At 68.7% G+C, this 19,171-nt stretch carries 19 protein-coding genes and 1 pseudogene; 4 read left to right on the forward strand and 16 right to left on the reverse strand.

What is annotated here, in order from left to right:
• Window positions 1-12 precede the first annotated feature (12 nt).
• The gene (locus ACFQ9K_RS04315) at window positions 13-792 is read left to right on the forward strand and encodes a 3-oxoacyl-ACP reductase (RefSeq protein ID WP_378720846.1); all 780 of its coding nucleotides are present in this window, start codon (window positions 13-15) and stop codon (window positions 790-792) included.
• Between the two features lie 112 nt (window positions 793-904).
• On the opposite strand, the gene ACFQ9K_RS04320 is transcribed toward ACFQ9K_RS04315, so the two are convergent.
• From ACFQ9K_RS04320 to ACFQ9K_RS04360, 9 genes are all read right to left on the reverse strand, one after another.
• Window positions 905-1,450 (reverse strand): hypothetical protein, encoded by a 546-nt coding sequence (locus tag ACFQ9K_RS04320; protein ID WP_378720847.1) that lies wholly within the window; start codon window positions 1,448-1,450, stop codon window positions 905-907.
• A 393-nt stretch (window positions 1,451-1,843) separates the two neighbouring features.
• The gene (locus ACFQ9K_RS04325) at window positions 1,844-2,413 is read right to left on the reverse strand and encodes a hypothetical protein (RefSeq protein WP_378720848.1); all 570 of its coding nucleotides are present in this window, start codon (window positions 2,411-2,413) and stop codon (window positions 1,844-1,846) included.
• A 418-nt stretch (window positions 2,414-2,831) separates the two neighbouring features.
• A complete protein-coding gene (locus ACFQ9K_RS04330) occupies window positions 2,832-3,446 on the reverse strand; it encodes a hypothetical protein (RefSeq protein WP_378723234.1) in 615 nt (204 codons plus the stop codon).
• A 237-nt stretch (window positions 3,447-3,683) separates the two neighbouring features.
• The gene (locus tag ACFQ9K_RS04335; RefSeq protein WP_378723236.1) at window positions 3,684-4,985 is read right to left on the reverse strand and encodes an MFS transporter; all 1,302 of its coding nucleotides are present in this window, start codon (window positions 4,983-4,985) and stop codon (window positions 3,684-3,686) included.
• Between the two features lie 292 nt (window positions 4,986-5,277).
• Window positions 5,278-6,684 carry a nitrilase-related carbon-nitrogen hydrolase gene (locus ACFQ9K_RS04340; RefSeq protein WP_378723233.1) on the reverse strand — a complete coding sequence of 469 codons (1,407 nt, stop codon included), beginning with the start codon at window positions 6,682-6,684 and terminating at the stop codon, window positions 5,278-5,280.
• A 75-nt stretch (window positions 6,685-6,759) separates the two neighbouring features.
• Window positions 6,760-7,425 carry a response regulator gene (locus ACFQ9K_RS04345; protein ID WP_378723232.1) on the reverse strand — a complete coding sequence of 222 codons (666 nt, stop codon included), beginning with the start codon at window positions 7,423-7,425 and terminating at the stop codon, window positions 6,760-6,762.
• Complete coding sequence (locus ACFQ9K_RS04350; RefSeq protein WP_378723230.1) at window positions 7,422-8,570, reverse strand: sensor histidine kinase; 1,149 nt, start codon at window positions 8,568-8,570, stop codon at window positions 7,422-7,424. The genes ACFQ9K_RS04345 and ACFQ9K_RS04350 overlap by 4 nt, the downstream gene beginning before the upstream one ends.
• Window positions 8,571-8,673: 103 nt before the next feature.
• Entirely contained in the window at window positions 8,674-9,435 is a 762-nt protein-coding gene (locus ACFQ9K_RS04355) for an SDR family oxidoreductase (protein ID WP_378723229.1), read from the reverse strand.
• 101 nt (window positions 9,436-9,536) lie between these two features.
• Window positions 9,537-10,424, reverse strand: a complete 888-nt coding sequence (locus ACFQ9K_RS04360) for an NmrA/HSCARG family protein (RefSeq protein ID WP_378723228.1) — start codon at window positions 10,422-10,424, stop codon at window positions 9,537-9,539.
• 112 nt (window positions 10,425-10,536) lie between these two features.
• Between ACFQ9K_RS04360 and ACFQ9K_RS04365 the strand changes: the two genes are divergently transcribed.
• Window positions 10,537-11,364, forward strand: coding sequence for a helix-turn-helix transcriptional regulator (locus ACFQ9K_RS04365; protein WP_378723227.1), 828 nt, complete (start codon window positions 10,537-10,539; stop codon window positions 11,362-11,364).
• On the opposite strand, the gene ACFQ9K_RS04370 is transcribed toward ACFQ9K_RS04365, so the two are convergent.
• Both ACFQ9K_RS04370 and ACFQ9K_RS04375 read right to left on the reverse strand, forming a co-directional pair.
• Window positions 11,365-11,754, reverse strand: a complete 390-nt coding sequence (locus ACFQ9K_RS04370; RefSeq protein ID WP_378723226.1) for a hypothetical protein — start codon at window positions 11,752-11,754, stop codon at window positions 11,365-11,367.
• 95 nt (window positions 11,755-11,849) lie between these two features.
• Window positions 11,850-12,416 carry a TetR/AcrR family transcriptional regulator gene (locus tag ACFQ9K_RS04375; RefSeq protein ID WP_378723225.1) on the reverse strand — a complete coding sequence of 189 codons (567 nt, stop codon included), beginning with the start codon at window positions 12,414-12,416 and terminating at the stop codon, window positions 11,850-11,852.
• 98 nt (window positions 12,417-12,514) lie between these two features.
• On the opposite strand from ACFQ9K_RS04375, the gene ACFQ9K_RS04380 reads away from it, so the two are divergent.
• Together ACFQ9K_RS04380 and ACFQ9K_RS04385 are read left to right on the forward strand one after the other, a co-directional pair.
• Window positions 12,515-12,952 carry a DoxX family protein gene (locus ACFQ9K_RS04380; RefSeq protein ID WP_378723224.1) on the forward strand — a complete coding sequence of 146 codons (438 nt, stop codon included), beginning with the start codon at window positions 12,515-12,517 and terminating at the stop codon, window positions 12,950-12,952.
• Window positions 12,953-13,085: 133 nt separating this feature from the next.
• Entirely contained in the window at window positions 13,086-14,297 is a 1,212-nt protein-coding gene (locus ACFQ9K_RS04385) for an MAB_1171c family putative transporter (protein ID WP_378723223.1), read from the forward strand.
• Here the strand turns inward: ACFQ9K_RS04385 and ACFQ9K_RS04390 are convergent.
• The 5 genes and pseudogenes from ACFQ9K_RS04390 to ACFQ9K_RS04410 form a co-directional block, all read right to left on the reverse strand.
• On the reverse strand, window positions 14,218-14,619 hold the full coding sequence (locus ACFQ9K_RS04390) for a PaaI family thioesterase (RefSeq protein WP_378723222.1): 402 nt from the start codon (window positions 14,617-14,619) through the stop codon (window positions 14,218-14,220). The two genes, ACFQ9K_RS04385 and ACFQ9K_RS04390, sit on opposite strands and share 80 nt — an antisense overlap.
• 36 nt (window positions 14,620-14,655) lie before the next feature.
• Window positions 14,656-15,873 carry an MFS transporter gene (locus ACFQ9K_RS04395; protein WP_378723221.1) on the reverse strand — a complete coding sequence of 406 codons (1,218 nt, stop codon included), beginning with the start codon at window positions 15,871-15,873 and terminating at the stop codon, window positions 14,656-14,658.
• 76 nt (window positions 15,874-15,949) lie between these two features.
• A pseudogene (locus tag ACFQ9K_RS04400) lies at window positions 15,950-17,083 on the reverse strand (transcription termination factor Rho, short form); the annotation flags it as partial.
• A 364-nt stretch (window positions 17,084-17,447) separates the two neighbouring features.
• Complete coding sequence (locus ACFQ9K_RS04405; protein WP_378723235.1) at window positions 17,448-18,140, reverse strand: hypothetical protein; 693 nt, start codon at window positions 18,138-18,140, stop codon at window positions 17,448-17,450.
• 262 nt (window positions 18,141-18,402) lie between these two features.
• Window positions 18,403-19,152, reverse strand: coding sequence for an SDR family oxidoreductase (locus tag ACFQ9K_RS04410; protein ID WP_378723220.1), 750 nt, complete (start codon window positions 19,150-19,152; stop codon window positions 18,403-18,405).
• Window positions 19,153-19,171: the final 19 nt, after the last annotated feature.

Below are 19,171 nucleotides of genomic sequence, written 5' to 3' on the forward strand. Positions count from 1 at the left end.
CACCCGCTGAATATGACAGGAGATGCCTTGCAGCGCTTACAGGATCGAGTCGCCGTCGTGACCGGCGGCGGGAGCGGCATCGGCCTCGCCACGGTCCGCCGTTTCGCCGCCGAGGGGGCGAAGGTCGTGGTCGCCGATATCGATGCCACCACCGGCGAGGCGGCGGCCACCGAGGTCGGCGGCTTGTACGTCAAGGTCGACGTGACCGACGAGGCACAGGTCGAGGCACTGTTCCAGACCGCCGTCGACACCTACGGCGGGCTCGACATCGCCTTCAACAACGCGGGAATCTCACCGCCGGAGGATGATTCGATCCTCACCACCGGGCTCGACGCGTGGCAGCGGGTGCAGGAGGTCAATCTGACCTCGGTGTATCTGTGCAGCAAGTACGCCATCGGGCACATGCTGGAACGGGGCAGGGGATCGGTGATCAACACCGCCTCGTTCGTCGCGGTGATGGGCGCGGCGACCTCGCAGATCTCCTACACCGCCTCGAAGGGCGGCGTGCTCGCGATGAGTCGTGAGCTGGGAGTTCAGTTCGCGCGCAACGGAATCCGGGTCAACGCGCTGTGCCCGGGGCCGGTGAACACGCCGTTGTTGCAGGAGTTGTTCGCCAAGGATCCGGAGCGGGCGGCGCGCCGCCTGGTGCATATCCCGACGGGACGGTTCGCCGAGCCCGAGGAAATCGCCGCCGCCGTGGCGTTTCTCGCCAGCGATGACGCCTCGTTCATCACGGCCTCGCAGTTCCTGGTGGACGGCGGTATCTCCGGCGCCTACGTGACGCCGCTGTAGGTAGTCCACAAGCGAACTCCCGCAACACTTCCCCGAGAATGGTTGCGGGAGTTCGCTGTTGTCGGCCCGCGATATCGCAGCGCCATGCGTGGCGAGACCGGCGGCCGAAGCGCTACGGCGTCGCGGCCGGGGGAGCGGCAGGCGCGGCCGGAGGAGCGGCAGGTGCGGCCGGAGGGGCGGCAGGGGCGGCCTCGGGCGGGGGTGTCGGGCCGGGCTGCGGCTTCAGCAGATTGTTCAGCTCGATCAGGCTGCGGGTCAGGTTCTCCACGTTGGCGGCGAGGCCGGGGTCTGCCGGGCTGCCCGCGCCACCCGATTTCAACTGTTCGCTCTGGGTGGGTGCACCCGCGCCACCCGGTGCGGCTTGCGGTGCGCCACCGCCTGCCCCTGCACCGCTCTGTGGGGCCGCACCAGCCTGGGGGGCCGCTCCACCTTGCGGGGCCGTGCCTTGTGGAGCTGCGCCCTGCGGAGCCGCACCTTGCGGAGCCGCGCCCTGCGGAGCTGCACCTTGCGGGGCCGCGCCGGGCGCGGACGGTGCCGGTGCGGCCTGACCGCCGGCGGCGGGCGGGGACGGCTGGAAGGCATTGGCCTCGGCGATGCCGCCGAGCAAGAGTGTCGCGGTGACGCCTGCGGCGGCCGCGGTTCCTAGCAGGATCTTCATGTGTGGCCCCTTCTCGTCTCGAAGTGGTACATGAGTGCACGTTTATTCAAACGCTCAACCGCCCGCGGCTGAGCACAACGCGGAAAAACGCCTGTCTTGCTGGGCCTATGCCGCCAACGTTCCGGACACGATCCCGCCGGGGCGTCATCTGGTCCCGCACCGAACGGCCGGTCGCCGCCGAGTGTCGAACTCGGCGACGACGCCGGCCAATTCGGGTTCGCATCGACGCGCAATCCGCACCGCTCGACTGAGCCGCGGTTGCCGTGACGGCGGCAACGTGGATTGTCGGTGACCGCGTCGAGCGGGTCGATCGCCCGTTCGGGCGTCGAATCGCACCAGGTAGCTACCGACGAGAGGCTGGTTCGCTCGCCTGGCTGCGTTGGGTCAAGGCGATCAGCCGCCGAGACCGAACATGTTGCTCAAGTTCGGCAGGGCGGGTGCGGTGCCGGCGGGCCCGCTGGGTGCGGCACCGGGAGCGCCGGGTGCCGCACTTGGCATCCCTGGCACCTTGATGCCACCTGGCAGCGGAGGCACTTGCAAGCCACCTGGCAGTTGGAGGCCGCCGTTCGCGCCGGCACCGTTCGGGTCGACATTCGCGCCGCCCTGTGCACCGCCGCCGCCGGGGGTTTGGACGCCGCCCTGTGCGCCGCCGCCGTTCGGGTCGACATTCGCGCCGCCCTGTGCACCGCCGCCGGGGGTCTGGACGCCGCCTTGCGCGCCGCCGCCGTTGGGGCCGACATTCGCGCCGCCCTGTGCGCCGGTACCGGGGGCCTGTGCGCCGCCCTGTGCGGCGCCGCCGTTCGGGCCGACCTGAGCGCCGCCCTGAGCTCCGCCTGGCGACGGTGCGGGTTCGCTGGCGGTGGCGAATCCGCCGGTCTGCGGGGTTTCCGCGCCGGCGACGCCGGTGAATACGAGAGACGCGGTCAGCGCTGCTGCGGCCGCGGTTCCTAGCATGATTTTCATGTGGAGCCCCTTCTCTAATCGAAGTGGTTCATCCGTACATGCTGATCAAACGTTCAACACGTTAGTGGCTCACATCACAATGAGCAAAACTGGTCGGTACGAAATCGATTCGGCGTGGCGCGATCCACTCGGGCTGCCGAGGGTTGTCGAATCTATTTTCCGCGTGGTTACCAGGGGGAATGAGAGTAGATCCGCCGATCTGAAGAATTTCGTCGACCGTTGCTTCGGGGCGGAGCGGAAACCGGTGTGCGTCGTCGCCGAGCAGAGGCGCGGCGACGACGCCGAACAGTCCGGTTTCGCTTCGACGCCTGACCACTTCCGCGGGCAGCGGCGGTCGCCGCCGTGGTGGCGCGGATGGTCGGTGAGCACGTCGGACGGGCCGATCAACCTGTTCAGTTGGGCTGCACCGAGGGACGTCTCAGTGGGTTGTGCGCGAGGTGTTGGCCGGGTCGGGGGTGGGAGCTGATTCGACCGCGCCCGGGGTGGTGCCGGTGCCCGGAGTGGTGCTGGTGCCTGGGGTGGTGCCGGTGCCCGGAGTGGTACCCGCGTTGGATCCGTCGGTGGTGCCGGTGCCGGCCTGACCCGGCGTGGCCGTGCCATCGGTTGTGCCGGTGCCATCGGTGCCGCCCGTACTGGGCGAGCTGCCCTTTTTGCACTCGGTCTTCGGGCTGACCGACTCGTTGCCTTCGTCACCCGTGGTCTTGGACTTCTGTCCGGTCGCACTGCCGGTGTCCGGCAGGATGCCGGCGGCCGGCTCAGGTGCGTTCTGCGTAGGAGCCGACTCGGAGCCGGACGGCTCACTGCCTGCCGCACCGGGTTCGCTCGCGCCGGGCTCGCTCGGAGAGGTTTCGCTCTGCTGCTTCTTCTTGCCGCCGGTGCTGTCTTCCTTGCACTTCTCTGGATCTTGCTTGCTGACCACGGTGAATCCGCCGATCGATTGATCGGTCTGGAATGTATTCGCCCCGGCGGCACCGGTTAGCAATAGTGTCGCGGTCAGCCCTGCGGCGGCCGCGGCTCCGATCTTGCAAATCATATGTGTAGCCCCTTCTCGTTTCGAAGTGGTACATGCTGATCAAACGCTCAACACGTTAGTGCCGATCCTTCGAAATGAGCAGGACGCCGGTGGTGCAGGCAAGTCACCTATGATCGCGGGCCGTCCGCCTCCGCGGCCGAATTCGCATAAATTCGATCCGGCCTTTTATCGGGTCGCGTCCTTTCCCCGATCGAATGAAATCAAACCTCGAAATCGAAACGAGATGGGACCGGATCGTCAGGGAGCCAGCGCCGCCTTGCCGGGCACTATCGGATTCAAGGAAAGGTCTTCGCCCGCGTCGGGGACCTCGGTGCCGCGCAGCGACGTTCCGGCGGTCTCCCGCAGGAAGCACCAGGCGGCCAGGCCGACGACGCTCGCGCCGACCATGTAGGCGGCGGGGAACAGCGACCAGCCGGTCCACTCGATCGCGGCCTCGTTGACCAGTGGGGCGGTTCCGCCGAACGCCGCGGTGGACACGTTGTAGGCCAGCGCGAAGCCGGCGTAGCGGACCTGAGTCGGGAAGATCGCCGGGAAGGTGGAGCTGATCGTGGACAGCTGCGGGACGTACAGCAGGCCGAGCACGATGAATCCGGTGATCGCCCACGCGGTGCCCTGACCCATCAGCCAATACAGCGGGATGGCCAGCACGCCCAGGCCCACCAGCGAGAACAGCCACATCGGCCGGCGGCCGACCCGGTCGGACAGCATGCCGAAGAACGGCAGCACCACCATCATCACGGTCTGGCCGATCAGCATCATCGTGGTCGCGCCGGACTCGCTCATGCCGATGGTCTTCTGCAGGTAGGTCGGCTGATAGGTGAGCAACGTGTAGTTCACGACATTGAGCGCGACGACCAGCCCGGCCATGGTGAGCAGCTCGCGCCGGTAGGTGGTGACCAGTTCGCGCAGGCCGCGCAGGCCGCCGGGCGGATGCTTCGTGTCCTCCTCGGCGACCTCGCTGAACACCGGGCTCTCGTCGAGCTTCGAGCGCAGGTACCAGCCGACCAGGCCGAGCGGGACGGCGAGCAGGAACGGGACGCGCCAGCCCCAGCTGTGCATCGCGTCCGAGCCGAACGCGAGCTGGCAGGCGAGCACCGTCGCCGAACCGCCGACAAAGCCTGCCAGCGTGCCGAATTCGAGGAAGCTGCCCAGGAATCCGCGCCGTTTGTCGCTCGCGCACTCGGCCAGATACGTTGCGGCGCCGCCATATTCACCACCGGTGGAGAAGCCCTGGACGACGCGCAGTGCGATCAGCAGAATCGGCGCGAACACGCCGATCTGGGTGTGTGTCGGCAGCAGCCCGATGGCGCCGGTGGCCGCGGCCATGAGCAGAATCGTGGTGGCCAGCACGGCCTTTCGGCCGATCCGGTCGCCGAGCGGACCCCACACCATGCCGCCGAGCGGGCGCAGCAGGAACGAGACGGCGAAGCCGAGCATGGTGCCGAGCGTGCCGAGGTCGCCGGGGAAGAAGGCGTCGGTCAGGTAGGTGGCCGTCGCCGCGTAGACGCCGTAGTCGAACCATTCGGTGGCGTTGCCCATTGCGGAAGCGGCGACCGATCGCCGTAGTGGAAAACTCTCGGAATCCCCGTCAGTCACGTGCGCGTCCTCTCCAGCCCGCCGAACGGACCTCGTTTCGGCCCGCCGCCGGGTTCTGACACCAGGGACTGGGCACGAAATAGACCGATACCCACGTTTCAAACCGCGCAAACAGCCACCCGCCGATGCGTACGCGCCGGACGAACGTCGCTACCTGCGGTGAGGTGCGTGGATGTCGGAATGGTAACGAATTGATAACGGTGCCGCAACCGGGCAGCGCCGCTCGTCGCCGAGGTCAGATTCTTCGCCGCCACACCGCCCCGCCGAGAGCGGCGCAGAACACGGCGACACAGGTCCAGCCGAACCAATTCCCGAACCGCGCGTACACCGTGCCGCCGGAGGTGAGTGGGAGGTCGGCGAGCACCGCCCGCGTCACCGAGACGTCCGTTGTCGCCGAGGCGAGGACGTGCCCGCGGGAATCGCTCGCCACGAGTTCGCCGAGTTGCGGGGCGCGCGCGACACCCAGGCCGGATTCGACGCCGCGCAGCACGGCCATTCGGCTGTGCAGCCAGTGGTCGTCGGTGAAATCGAGTGCGGGAACCAGCAGTAACGTCGCGCCCCGGCGCTGGTTCGCCAGGACGAGATCCGGATGGTCGAGGTCGTAGCAGACGGCCAGGGCCCACGGCTTGCCTGGGACGTTCTGCCACCGGGTACCCGGTTGGTGCTCGTCCTCGAGTCCGGGAATCAGGTAGTGCTTGGCGTACTCCGTGCCGGAGGGGTAGTCGATCGCGGCGTTGTAGCTGATGCCGCCCGTGGTGTGGATCAGCCCGGCGATCACCTGAACGTTGCGTCGGTTCGCCACCTCCGTCAGCGGCCCTGACACCACCGCGAGCGTGGAATCATCGGCACGCCAAGCCTTTTCCGGCAGTACCACCGCCTGCGCGCCCTGGTCGGCCAATCGCTCGATCTCGACGACGACCCGCGCCACCATGTCGCGGCCGTCGGCCGAATCGACCGGCACATAGTCCGGCGGCTGCGCCACCGCGACCAGTCCTACCCGCACCGAATCGGCTTCCGGCGCAACGGCCAACCGCCAGCAGCCGAACGCGCCCACCGCGACCAGCCCGGCCGCTGTCCCGCCGAGCACTCGAAGGCGCTGTGCCTGAGTAACTTCCGGCGCAAAGAACACCGAGATCGCCGACGGGACCAGCAGAATCAGAAAGGTGACACCCCATACCCCGGTCAGCGAGGTCAGCTGGATCACGGGTAATACATTCGCTTGCGTGTAGGCGATGCTCCACCACGCACCGAACGGACCCGCGGCGGCGAGTAGGAATTCCACGCTCACCCAACCGGCGGGCAGCGCTACGACCGCCCAGCCGGGCCGCCCGCGGAGCAACAGCGCGCGCGTCACCGTGACGATGCCGCCGAACAGCACCGCGGTGCCCCCGAGCAGCAACACCGTCACCGGGACCGGCTGCTCGAGCGTTTCGGTGAGGTAGGGCCACATCTGCCACTCGCCGCCGAGCCAGGACAGGCATCCCGCCAGGAACGCCGTCACCGCGGATACCCTCGGGGCCGCCAACAGCACGGGCAGCGGAGCGAGGAAGGCCAACCCGGGCAACGGACGCAACCCGGTGCCGAAATGCCACAGCAGTGCGGAAGTCACGATCGCCAGCGCGGCGAACAGAAAGCGTTTCACCACTTAGATGTTCGGCACGCGACCCGCCTCGCACATCGCCGAAACGACCGAACCGGGCCTCGCTCGTGCGAGGGATCAACCGGCCACGGTTCCCGGCTTCACCAGCCCCGCCTCGTAGGCGAACACCACCGCCTGCACCCGGTCCCGCAGCCCGAGCTTGGCCAGCACCGAGCTGACATGCGTCTTGACCGTGTGCTCGCTGACCGTCAGCGCCGCGGCGACCTCCGCGTTGGAGCGCCCGCGGGCCAGCTGCCGCAACGTATCTCGCTCCCGCTCGGTCAGCTCGTCGAGCCGGCGCGCGAGCTCGGGTCGTGGGTGCCCGCGCCCGGTGAGCTCGGCGATCAGCCGCCGGGTGATCGCCGGCGCCAACAGGGCCTCGCCGGATGCGACGACGCGAACCGCGTCGACCAGCTCGTCGCGGCGCACATCCTTGAGCAGGAACCCGCTGGCCCCCGCGCGCAGGGCGTCGAAGACATACTCGTCGAGATCGAACATGGTGAGCACCAACACTTTCGCTGAGGTCTCGGCACAGATCCGGTGGGTGGCCGCGACGCCGTCCAGCCGCGGCATCCTGACGTCCATGACCACCACATCGGGGGTCAGCTCCCTGGCCTTCTCGATCGCCTCCAGTCCGTCGGCGGCCTCGCCGACCACGGTGATGTCCGGTTGGGCGTCGAGGATCAGGCCGAACCCGGCCCGGAACAGGTCCTGGTCGTCGACCACGAGTACCCGCATGCTCAACTCCGCTGTCCGAGCGGCAGTTCGGCCGCGACGTCGAAACCGTTGTCCGAGAAACCATGTCGTAACGTTCCGCCGGTCCCGGTGACTCGTTCGCGCATCCCGAGCAGTCCGTACCCGCCCGGCGCCGACCGGTCCCGGCCGCTGCCGTCGTCGGAGACCCGCACCGTCAGAAGCTGATCCGACCAGCGCAACGTCACCCGCACGGCGCTCGCCCGCGCGTGCTTCATGGTGTTGGCCAACGCTTCCTGCACCACCCGGTACGCGGTGATCGCGACATCGTCGGACACCGTGCGCCGCGCACCGTCCTCGTCCAGCGACGCGGCCAGCCCGCCGCGCCGCGACAGCTCGACCAGGTCGGCGATCGCCTCGATGCCGGGTTGGTGTCGTGGATCGGCGGATTCGCCGCGCAACGTATCCAGGCTGCGCCGAAGCTGTTGCACCGCAACCCGGCCGGTATCCGCGATGCTCGCGAACGCGGCGTCCGTCCGCGCGCGCTCGGTGAGCAGCGGGCCGGTCTCCGCCTGGACGATCATCGCGCCCACCGAGTGGGTGACGATGTCGTGCATGTCCCTGGCGATCCGCAGGCGCTCGCGCGCCAAGGCGGCGAGGCGTTCCTCGTCCAGGCGCCGGGCGCGCTCCTCGAGCATCTCGATCTGCGCCCGCCGCGCCCGGACACCGGTGCCGAGCGACCAGGCGGTGAGGAAGGACATCGCCGCGTACGCGTAGGAATCGGGGCTCTCGGCCGGGATGACCAGGGAGATCAGGATGCCGACCACGCCGGCCACGAACGCGCCGCGCCGCCGCACCGGCGGGCTGTACGCGGCGATGGTGTACGCGCAGACCACGGTGCCGTAGGGCAGTTCGGGCATGGCGTGCAGGCAGGCCAGCACGGTCATCGCCGGGCCGACCACCAGGAACACCGTGAGTGGCGCGCGTCGCCGCCACAGCACCGGCACGGACGCGACCGCCGACAGCGCGATCACCCACCAGGGCCGGCCGGCGACGACCGCGGGCCCGACGCTGGCGAGGGTGACCACCACGGTCAACACGACATCGACGGCGCCGGGCGGGAGGCGTTCGACCCGTTCGGTCAGCCGCCGGGTCGCGCCGTCTACGGCCCGGGTAGCCGCACTGGAGAGCCTCACGACAATCAGTCTGGACTGTTCGTCCGCCTGATCGCCTCACTCTCCGGATTGATCCCCCCTCACCCCTGCGGATGAGGTTGCGGCGGCGCGACTTCGCGGGGGCTCAGCCGATCTGCCCGGCGAGGAATTCCGCCCAGGTCCGCGTGCCGACCTGGGTGCCGTCGAAGGTCATGTTCGCGCCGGCCCGGTACACCTTGCCGGCCTTGCCCGGCATCCGCACCGGCAGCAGCGGCCGCCGCTTCCCGGTCGCGTGCAGGTAGCCGCGCACCAGCTCGGCCAGGTCGTACACCTGCGGCCCGGCCAGGTCCGGCACCCGCCCGGCCGGTTCGTCCAGCACCAACTCGACCAGCCGGGCCGCGACGTCGCGCGCGTCGACCGGCTGCAACCGCACCCCGCCCGGAATCGGCACGACCGGCAGCTTCGCCAGCGTGCGCACGGCGTTCAACACCAGATCGTGGAACTGCGCGGCGCGCAACGTCGTCCACGGCACCCCCGACCCGGCGACGATCTGCTCCGCTTCCGCCTTGGCCCTGAAGTAGCCCAGCGGAATCGCGTCCGCGGCGATGACCGAGATGTACACGATGTGCCCCACCGCCGCGCGCGCCGCCGCATCCACCAGATTCGCCGTGGCCACGTCGTCGCCCTTCGGCCCGCCCGCGAGGTGCAGCACGGTCTCGACCCCGTCGACCGCGGCCGCCACCCCCTCGCCTTTCAGCAGGTCGCCGGTTACGTACTCGATGCCTTCCGCGGCCTCGTGCGGGTTGCGGCTCAACAGCCGCACCTTCGCCCCCGCGGCCACCAGCAACGGAACCACATGCTGCCCCAACGTGCCGGTCCCGCCGGTAACCAGAATCGTCCCAGTCATGATCGTTCCCTCTCGTCCCGGGCCGGGAGTCGCCACCCGGCCACCTCAGCAGCTCTTCACCGATATGACGAAGCAGCGGGCACGGGTGTGACAACCGGGGATCAGGGCTTCCACTTGGTTGCGTGCAGCCAGGATTCGAGGGTGTGCAGTCCGGGGTGGTCCTTGCGCAGGGCCGCGGTGTCGATGGGCTCGTCGGGGCGTTCGTTGAAGTAGGCGAACATCTTTGCCACCTGCTCGTCGAACGCGCGGACCTGTTCGATCGGGACCTGGTTGCTGCGGGCGGTGCGGCCTGCGGCGCGGCCGAAGGTCTCGGCGATCCGGGGTGGGGTCAGGCGGTCACCGGCCAGGGGGACGGCCCGGTGGAGGTAGTCGTCGGGGCGGTCGAAGGCGATGGTCGCGAAGGCGCCGATGTCGTGGACCGAGACCAGCGAGACCGGGATGTCGGCGCGGACCGCGAGATTCAGGACCAGGTCACCGCTTTCATCGATCACCGGTCGATTGAAGGCATTGAAGTTGTCCATGAAGAAGACCGGGCGCAGCACCGTGGCGGGTAACTCGAGCGACGCGATATGCGCCTCGATGGCGGTCTTCGCCGCGTAATACTCGATACCGGAGTCCTCCTGCGCACCCCGGAGCGAGCTGTACACCAGATGCTCGATGCCGGACGCTCCGGCGAGCTCGGCTACTGCTTTGCCGCGTCGTTGCTCTGCCTCGATACCCGCCGCGGTGATGTGGGCGCCGGTCATCATCGTCAGCATCATGAAGACGCCGTACGCGCCGTCCAGCGCTGCCCGCACGGAATCCGGATCATCGAGGTCGCCCTCGATCAGACTGGCGCCGGAGGCGTGTAGCGCACGGGCGGCGGGCGCCTCCGGATCGCGAACGAAAGCATGCACCTCCCACCCGTTTTCGAGCAGTTGCGCGGTGGTCGCCCGGCCCTGTTGCCCGGTGGCCCCGATGACCAGAACCGGTCCTTTGCCGCCGTTCATGTCACACTCCCTCGGTGTGGTGATCGTGTCTCGATCTCCCGTTGAGTAAGACGTTAGGGACGGGCAGCGGCGTGGTCCTGTTACCAATACTGCTACCCACAAAGGGAATTCGATGACCGAAAACCAGCGCGCCGAACTGGCGGCATTCCTGCGCGCCCAGCGCTCCCGCGTCCAGCCCGCCGATGTCGGCTTGCCGCCCGATCCGGAACCGGGACGGCGGCGCACGCCGGGCCTGCGCCGTGAGGAAGTCGCGGAGTTGGCCGGGGTAAGCCTCACCTGGTATACGTGGCTCGAACAAGGACGCAGGATCGCGGCGAGCCCGCAGGTCGTCGACGCGCTCGCCAGGGCGCTGCGGCTCGATACCGGTCAGCACCGATATCTGCGCAGGCTGGCGGGGCTGGCGGATCCGGTGGCCGCGCCGCGACCGGGAGCGGAGACGGCGCGGCTGCAGCGGCTGGTCGACTCGATGACGCCGAGTCCGGCCGTAATCCACGACGGCCGTTTCGATTTCGTGGTCTGGAACGACGCGTACGCGCGAATTCGGATCGATCCGGTCGCGCTCGATCCGGATCGCCGCAACCTGGTCTGGATGATGTTCGCCGACGAGGGCAACCGAAAAGCCATGCGCCGCTGGGAACCTGCCGCTCGCGCGGTGCTCAGTCAGTTCCGGGCGGTGGTCGGACGTCGCCCCGACGACGAGCGGCTGGCCGCCCTGGTCGCCACCCTGCGCGAGGCGAGCGACGAGTTCCGCACCTGGTGGTCGGAATACCCGGTCCGTGACTTCCGTGCCGCCACCATCGGCATCGATCACCCCGAGGCGGGCGCGATCGCTCTCGAACTCTTCCAGCTCCGGCTGGTCGAGGATCCCGATCTGCTGCTCGTCCTCCAACTGCCCGCGGGCGCGGACGATCGGCGGCGCATCACCGACGCATTGGCGTAATCAGGTGCTCGTGGGCCAGGTTTCCTCGATGATCAGGCGGTCGGTGCGCACGGCCGCCGCGTGGTGTTCGGCGACCAGGTCGGGTGGGTAGGTCGGCCAGAGGGTGATGGCGCCGCTGGCCTTGTCGATGGTGCTCACCGTGCCGCCGATGGGCAGCGGGGTTGGCGGAGTGCGGGTTTCGGTGGGTGGCGGGGTGAAGATGGCGACGACGACGAAGCAGCTGTCGAATTCGGTGATCCGATTGGCGATTCCGCGCCCGGTGTCCTCGTCGAAGGACAGGTAGCGCTCGGCGAGGCGTTCGGCTTCGGCGAGGGTCACCGGGGTGGTGCACTCGGTCGGGTAAGCATGGATATCCATGGTGTCGACGGCGGCCACCGGCGGTGGCGCCAACTCCTTTCCGCAATCCTGGTGCCCCACTGTGCCGTACGCACGGGCGGGTTGCTCGCGTTGTCCGGGATTTGCTGCCGGACGGCGGAGTTTGCCGGTCAGTCGAAGCGCACGGTGGCGAGCATCCGGCGAGCGAGGGTCTCGGGGTCGGTGTCACCGGCCAGGCTCGAATTGTCCAGCGCCCCTTCGCGCCACAGCGCGGCGAACCCGTGCACCAGCGACCAGGCGGCCAACTGGGTCGCCTGCTGTTGCTCGACATCGGTGGGATGGATCACCGACACTCCGGAGCGCAGCGCGGCCGCGGAACGCCGCCGCGCCTCGTCCAGGCGGGGATCGTCGGCGCGTAACAGGCTGTGCCGGAACATCACGTCGAAATGCCCCGGATGTTCCCTGGCGAACCGGATGTAGGCGACGGCGACCTCGCGGAAGTCGCCGCCGGCCTGCTCGAGTTCGCCGGTGAGCAGCTCGAATCCCTCGATGGCGAGCGCGGTCAGCACGCCGGCCCGGTCGCCGAAATGGTGGGCGGGCGCCGCGTGCGAGACGCCCGCCCGGCGGGCCAGTTCGCGCAGCGACACCGCGTCGACGCCGTCGCTCGCGATCTGGTCGGCCGCCGCGGCCAGGATGGTGGCCCGCAGATCGCCGTGGTGATAGCCGCTCTTCGCCATGTCTCGATGATGCCCGAGAATCTAGTCATTGACAAGTTTGCCGCGTGGTCCTAATCTTTCCACTGTCAAGATTGATTGTTCGAACGTAGGAGACCCTGATGGCACCGCTGGTTGTACTCGCCGTCGTCACCGCACTGGCTCGGCTCATCGGCCGGCTGGCCGGACCCGAGTGGCTGGATTCCTGGCCGCACGCCATCGCGCTCGGACTGGCGGCCATGTTCGTGCTGACCGCCAGCGCGCACTTCCTCTCCCCGCGGCGCGAGGCGCTGGTCGCGATGGTGCCGCCGAAGCTGCCGAACCCGGCCGCACTGGTCACCCTCACCGGCGTCCTCGAAGTGGCGGGCGGTGCCGGGCTGCTCATCCCGGCCACCTCGAAACTCGCCGCCGTCGCGCTGATCCTGCTGCTGATCTGCTTGTTCCCGGCCAACATTCGCGCCGCGAAGGCAGACCTCGGCATCAAGACCATGCCGCTCCCGCTGCGCGCCGTCGTCCAGGTCGTCTTCATCGCCGCCCTGGGTGTGGTCCTGTTCGGCTGAACCGGGAAAGCCCGCTCCGGCAACGAGAACTGTTGCCAGAGCGGGCTTTGCCGTGTTGTCGTGGGTCCATGGTGAGTCGAGGCCTGCGGTATCCCCCTGGCATGCGGGCAGTGCCGGATTCCGGGGACCGGCGTTGACGGCGTGGCTGACTTCCGGGCCGGTGGCCTGGTCGGTGGTCGGCTACGTCGCGGTCATCGTGGGCGGGCGGCTGCTGCTGATCCGGGACACCCTGCTCGACCAGGTGATCAATCGACTGTTCCGGTGGAGCCTGGCCGGTCTGCTGCTGTACCGGTGCACCCTGACCCCGGCCGCCGCCGCGCTGGCGAATCAGCTCGCGCTCGGCTGCATCGTGATGACCGCGACGTATATGGCCACCATCGCCAAATCGGCGGAGGCAGCGCCGGACGCCGATCCGGGCGTCATCTGGCGATACCACCGGATCCGCAGCTTGATCGCGCTGGGGGCGACAGTGACGATCGTCGTCGCGGGAACCTCGGCCCGCCACGACGGCCGCCTGGTCGCGATGAATCCCGACTGGGAAGGCATCGCCACCGGCATCGCGTTCGGCGCGCCGCTGCTGTGGCACACGGTGGTGTTCAGCCGAGCCGGTTTCCGCGAGCTGCGATCCGGCGACCTGCCGGTCTGGGAGCGGATTGTGCTCTCCATCATTTTCGTCGCCACCGCGTATATCTGGGTCTGCGAGGGGCTTTCGATCAGTCAGACGTTCACCGGGTGGCCCGCGCTCGGCCCGCAATTGCCGCGCGTCGCGGCGGCGTTCACGCTTTGCGTCCTCGTCAACGTCACGATTGTCGCCGTCCCGCTGGTCCGGCTCCTGGGCACGAAGGCGGGACTGGACAGTGCGGCGCGCTCGTGTCGCCGGCTGTTGCCGCTATGGCGAGATCTGACCGCGGCGGTGCCCGAGATCGTGCTTTCCCCGTCCGCGCCGCGCCAGGCCGATGCCACCGCGCGGCTGCTCCGGATGACCGTCGAGATCCGGGACGCGCTGCTCCATCTCGGGCCGTATCTGCCTGCCGCGCCGGGCGTTCCGCGACCTGGGCCGGTCAGCTCCATCGAATCCGACTGGACGACATTCACTTATGCGCAACAGCTGGTGCATGCCGCACACGCCAGAAAACACGGTCTGCGCCCGGCCGGTGCCGGCAATGCGGCGCAGATGCCCTGGCTCGCCGATGATTTCGATACCGAGCTCCGGCAACTACTCGATCTGGCCCGGGTGTGGTCGGCGGCGGCGCTGTCCGGCTCGCCTACCGCACGGCCTGGGTCTGCGTCACCTTCCCGACCAGCTTGCCTGCGTCATCGCGGATTTCGGTCTCCACCACGATGAAGGTGCGCCCGGCGTGCAGCGCGGTCGAGGAGGCGGTGGCGTAGCCGGAGCGGACCGCCCGGACGAAGTTGGTCTTCGATTCGACCGTGGTGGTGCCCGCCTTGCCCTCGGGCAGGTTCAGGTAGGCACACACCGCGCCGGTCGCGTCCGCCAGCGACATCAGCACGCCGCCGTGCAACGCGCCGCCCAGCGTGCACAGCGATTCATCCCAGGCGATCCGGCTGCGCACCAGGTCCGGTCCGTGCTCGAGCACCTCGATGCCGAGCCGCTCGGTGAACGGCATGGTCTGGTGGAACAGCTTGGTGCCCGGCTCGTCGATCATGATCGTGATCCTGCCCGATGCGCGGCCGCCGGTCGATTACCCGCGAGGTAATGGCAACCGATCAGGGCGGGTGCGGCGCTGCGCGGCGTGGGCGAGCACCGCGCCGATCGTCAGGGTCGCGACGAACCCGCCGAGCAGCAGCACGGTGGTCGGCGAGCCGCGGTCCACCACCAGCCCGCCCGCCAACGCGCCCAGCGAGAACGTGGCCTGGAACGAGGCGGTGAACAGCACCGAGGCCGCCTCCGGCGCGTGCGGCACCGCCTTGGCGAACCAGGTCTGCGTGGACACCGGTACGGCGCCGTAGCCGATGCCCCACATGATCAGCAGGACAACCACTCCCGCCTCGAACCGGCCGAACACCGGTAGCAACAGCATGGCGCCCGCCAGCATCGCCACGGCGCAGCCGAAGGCCGCGTGTGGTCGCCGCGCGATCGCGGCGCCGCCGAGGAAGTTGCCGAGAATGCCTGCGGTGCCATAGATCAGCAGCAGAACCGTGATCGTGCCCGGTCCGAGTTGCGGTACCTGTTCGAGGAACGGCGCCACATAGGTATAGGCGCCGAAATGCGCCAGTACGACGAGAAACGTTGAGAGCAAGGCGAATCGGACGTCGCTCCCGCGCAGTGACGCGCGCAGCACGGCGGCTCGGGTGATCGTACCGGCCGGCAGCGGCGGCAGGAAGGCCATCAGCATGCCGAGCAGCCCGGCCGTGAGCAGCCCGGCAACCACGAATGTCATTCGCCACCCGGCGATCTGGCCGAGCAGTGTGCCCGCGGGCACGCCGAGCACGGAGCCGAGCGGCACCGCCGAGAAGATCACCGCGGTGGCCCGGCCCGCCGACGCCGCGGGCACCAGCCGGTGGGCCAGCCCGGCCGCGATGGACCAGAACCCGCCGATGGTCACACCGACCAGCACCCTGGCGGCCAGCACCACCCGGTATTCGGGTGCGACGGCCATCAGTACATCCGCCAGCACGAGCAGGAAGATGAACAGGCACAACATGTTTCGCCGGTCGAACCGCCCGGTGGCGACGGTGGCCACGGGCGCGGCGCCGGCGGCGACCAACCCGGGCACGGTCATCATCAACCCGGCCATGCCGTCGGAGATGGTGAAATCGGCGCCGATCGAGGTGAGCAGGCCGATCGGCAGGATCTCGGTGGTGACGATCGAGAAGATCGCGAGCATCACCGAGACGACGGCGAGCCAACCGGTCAGGTGGCCGCGAGCGGGTGCGGGAGTGCGCAGGAGGATGGACACGCAGCCCAGTTCAGCAGCGGCGCGACGGCCGATCCGGCGGGATTACGCCACCACTGTATTGAGGGCGAAAAGCCGCTCAGCCGCGCCCGGCGCGCATCGGGGCGAGGAATTCGGCGTTCGTCTCGGACTTGCGCAGTCCTTCGAGCAGGAGGTCGAGGGCCTGCTGATTGTCCAGTGTGGCAAGGGTTTTGCGCAGGGTGTGGGTCGCGGCCAGCTCGTCGGGGCCGAGCAGCAGCTCGTCCTTGCGGGTGCTGGACTGGCCGATGTCGACGGCGGGGAAGACCCGGCGGTTGGCGGCGCCGCGGTCCAGTTTCAGCTCGGCGTTGCCGGTGCCCTTGTACTCCTCGAAGATCACCGTGTCGGCCAGCGAGCCGGTCTCCACCAGCGTGGTGGCGATGATGGTGAGCGAGCCGCCGTTCTCGATATTGCGGGCGGCGCCGAGGAAGCGCTTGGGCGGGGCGAGCGCGGAGGCCTCCACGCCACCGGACAGGACCCGGCCGGAACCGGGTCCGGCCAGGTTGTAGGCGCGGGCGAGGCGGGTGAGTGAATCGAGCAGGACGACGACGTCGCGGCCCATCTCGACGAGGCGTTTGGCGTGCTCGATGGCCAGTTCGGCGACCGCGATGTGTTCGCGGGCGGGTTGGTCGAAGGTGGCCGCGGCGACGTCGGCGGGGACCGCCCTGGTGAGGTCGGTGACCTCCTCCGGACGCTCGCCGACCAGCACGAGCATGAGTTCGCATTCCGGGTGGTTCTTCGCGATGCCGTGCGAGATAGCTTGCAGTACAGATGTTTTGCCCGCCTTGGGCGGAGCGACGATCAGCGCGCGCTGGCCCTTGCCGATGGGCATCACCAGGTCGGTGACGCGGGTGGTCATGGCGTGCTGTTCGGTTTCCAGGCGCAGGCGCTGGTTGGGGTAGATGGGCACCAGGTCGGCGAAGGCGGGGCGGTCGCGGAGCTTGTCCGGGTGCTGGCCGTTGACCGTGCCGACCGTGCGCAGCGGCCCGGGTTTGCCGTTGGTGTCCGTGGATTGTGTTGTGCCGGTGAGGAAGTCGCCTCGGCGCAGGCGGTGTTCGCGGATCAGCCGTTGGGGGACGGGAATGTCGTCCGGTCCGGGCAGGTAGCCATTCAGGCGCAGGGTGCCGCGGTTGTCGGTGAGGTCGAGGATGCCGGTGACGGTGCGATCCGGTCGGGCTTCGGCCGTTTCGTCGTCGGTGATTGTGTTGGTATTCATGGGATTTCCTTCTGGGGTGCGTTTTTGGGGTACGGCGAACGGCCGTGTGATTCGACGGCATGGTGCACGTCGGGGGTAGGGATCCTCGGGGTATTCCGGAACGGCTCATTCGGCCGGGTCGGAAGGGGGATCTCGAGATTCTTGTGGGAGAACTACCTACATCCACAAGGAGAAGACGTGGCCGAGAGTACAGGCTCGATCATCGGCGCGCAATGGTCTCGGCCTGCTCAACGACCGCCGGCACAGAAGTATTCCCTGGGACGCCGGCCAGGCCGGGCAACGACGACAAGGCCCGGCAGGCGACGAAGAGTCACCTGCCGGGCCTCGGCGGTAGCGGTGTTGGCTAGCCGTAGACCGAGCTGAAGAACTGAACCGCGCTGGCGATGCCGACCGGGACGCCGAGCAGGATCATGCCCGCCGCGGCGCCGAGCGCGATGCCGACGCCGGCACCCGCGATGCACAGGCCGATCGGGCCGGCGAAGAACGTCGGCACCACCAGCGGCGCGCCGATGATCGCACCCGCGACGCAGCCAAGGGCGCCGCCGACGATCGTGCCGACCAGCGTGCCGATGGCGGTGGCCAGGCCGAACTGGGTGGCGGCCGTGCTCAGCGCGGTGTTGAAGTCGACGCCGGCGACGTCCTTGGCCGCTACCGGTTGCAGCATCGTGGCGGGGTGCGCGTCCGCCACGTCGGTGCTCGGCGTGAAAGTGGCGGTGTTGCCGTCGATCTGGGCCGCGATCGGCCATTCCATGCCGTCTTTGAGATAGGTCAGCGGCATGCCAGCAACCAGGTTTCCTTGATTATCCAGAACCTGGAATTGCGTGCCCTGTGTCGTCAACGACCCGGCGTCGGTCTTCAGTACGACCGATTTATCGACCACATTCGCGGTGTAGTGGATGCCGGGCAGAATGTCGGTCTGCACGGTCGACCCCGGGACGGGGGCCGGTGCGGCAGGCTCTGCGTAGGCGGTGCCGCTCGTGATCCCGACAGCCGCGATGACCAGTGTGGACGCGGCAGCGAACTTCTTGACCCTCATACTTTTCAAACACTTTCCTCAGCAGGAGCACCGTCGGCACTTCGGGGAGCACGAGCCGGCGCGGCCCATCGTTACGAACCTGTGCAAAGGCTCGTCGCACTTTATTGCGAACGTGTAACAGCGGGTGCAAAGGAAACGTCAAATAGAAGTGGAATGTGTTAAAGAAACATAAATTCGGACATTTGGCTAACTTTTAGCATCCGATAATGTGGCGCGCGACACGTTATTTCCTATTTTATGCTTTGCGGCGCGCGGCCGCGACTCAGCTGATGCGCGCGACGATCGCGCCCGGCAATATCGGCAGCACCCGATCCAGAACCCGCCACGGCCAGGCCGGCACGCAGGCTCGCCGCTGTTCCTTCTCGATCGCGGCGACCATCGAGGCCACGCCCTTGTCCAGCGGCGCGACCAACCGCGCGTCGCCCGCCTTGGCGGCCATGTCGGTGGCGATGAACCCGGGCAGCAGGGTGGTGACCTGGATCGGCGACTTCGCCAGTTCGGTACTCAGCGCCTGCCCGAGCGCGGCCAGCCCCGCCTTGCTCGCCGAGTAGGCGGCCTTCTTGCCCGGTAGCCCGCGCACCGCGCTCATCGAGGACACCAGCACCAGGTGCCCGGCGTTCTGCTCGCGGAAGATCTCCAGCGCCGCCTCGGCCTGCGCCAGCGCACTGACGAAATTCGTTGTCGCCGTGGCGATATTGGCTCGTGCCCGGCCGGTACCGAGAACCGCGCCCTTGCCGAGGCCCGCGTTGACGATGACCCGGTCGAGCCCGCCGAGCTCGGTGCGCAACTCGCCGAACACCCGCGGCACCGCCGCGTGCTCGTCGACGTCGAGCGCGCGCACCGCCACCGTGATGCCGGGGTGCGCCGCGACGAGCTCGTCGCGCAGTTGCTCGAGCGCGGGCAGCCGCCGCGCGCACAGCGCGAGGTCGCGGCCCATGCTCGCGAAGTCGCGGGCCATCGCGGCGCCGAGGCCCGCGCTGGCGCCGGTGATCAAGATCTTGGTCCGCGTCATGGGCCTGACCCTAGCGAGG

The organism is Nocardia sp. NPDC056564, assembly GCF_042793755.1.
Classification (GTDB): domain Bacteria; phylum Actinomycetota; class Actinomycetes; order Mycobacteriales; family Mycobacteriaceae; genus Nocardia.

What these genes read in the sequence shown, in the direction of transcription:
- ACFQ9K_RS04360 (WP_378723228.1), bottom strand. Translation starts at nt 10,424, where the DNA reads ATGAACGGCGGCAAAGGACCGGTTCTGGTCATCGGGGCCACCGGGCAA.
- ACFQ9K_RS04355 (WP_378723229.1), bottom strand. Translation starts at nt 9,435, where the DNA reads ATGACTGGGACGATTCTGGTTACCGGCGGGACCGGCACGTTGGGGCAG.
- ACFQ9K_RS04365 (WP_378723227.1), top strand. Translation starts at nt 10,537, where the DNA reads ATGACCGAAAACCAGCGCGCCGAACTGGCGGCATTCCTGCGCGCCCAG.
- ACFQ9K_RS04410 (WP_378723220.1), bottom strand. Translation starts at nt 19,152, where the DNA reads ATGACGCGGACCAAGATCTTGATCACCGGCGCCAGCGCGGGCCTCGGC.
- ACFQ9K_RS04380 (WP_378723224.1), top strand. Translation starts at nt 12,515, where the DNA reads ATGGCACCGCTGGTTGTACTCGCCGTCGTCACCGCACTGGCTCGGCTC.
- ACFQ9K_RS04325 (WP_378720848.1), bottom strand. Translation starts at nt 2,413, where the DNA reads ATGAAAATCATGCTAGGAACCGCGGCCGCAGCAGCGCTGACCGCGTCT.
- ACFQ9K_RS04390 (WP_378723222.1), bottom strand. Translation starts at nt 14,619, where the DNA reads ATGATCGACGAGCCGGGCACCAAGCTGTTCCACCAGACCATGCCGTTC.
- ACFQ9K_RS04320 (WP_378720847.1), bottom strand. Translation starts at nt 1,450, where the DNA reads ATGAAGATCCTGCTAGGAACCGCGGCCGCCGCAGGCGTCACCGCGACA.
- ACFQ9K_RS04405 (WP_378723235.1), bottom strand. Translation starts at nt 18,140, where the DNA reads ATGAGGGTCAAGAAGTTCGCTGCCGCGTCCACACTGGTCATCGCGGCT.
- ACFQ9K_RS04315 (WP_378720846.1), top strand. Translation starts at nt 13, where the DNA reads ATGACAGGAGATGCCTTGCAGCGCTTACAGGATCGAGTCGCCGTCGTG.
- ACFQ9K_RS04335 (WP_378723236.1), bottom strand. Translation starts at nt 4,985, where the DNA reads ATGGGCAACGCCACCGAATGGTTCGACTACGGCGTCTACGCGGCGACG.
- ACFQ9K_RS04330 (WP_378723234.1), bottom strand. Translation starts at nt 3,446, where the DNA reads ATGATTTGCAAGATCGGAGCCGCGGCCGCCGCAGGGCTGACCGCGACA.
- ACFQ9K_RS04375 (WP_378723225.1), bottom strand. Translation starts at nt 12,416, where the DNA reads ATGGCGAAGAGCGGCTATCACCACGGCGATCTGCGGGCCACCATCCTG.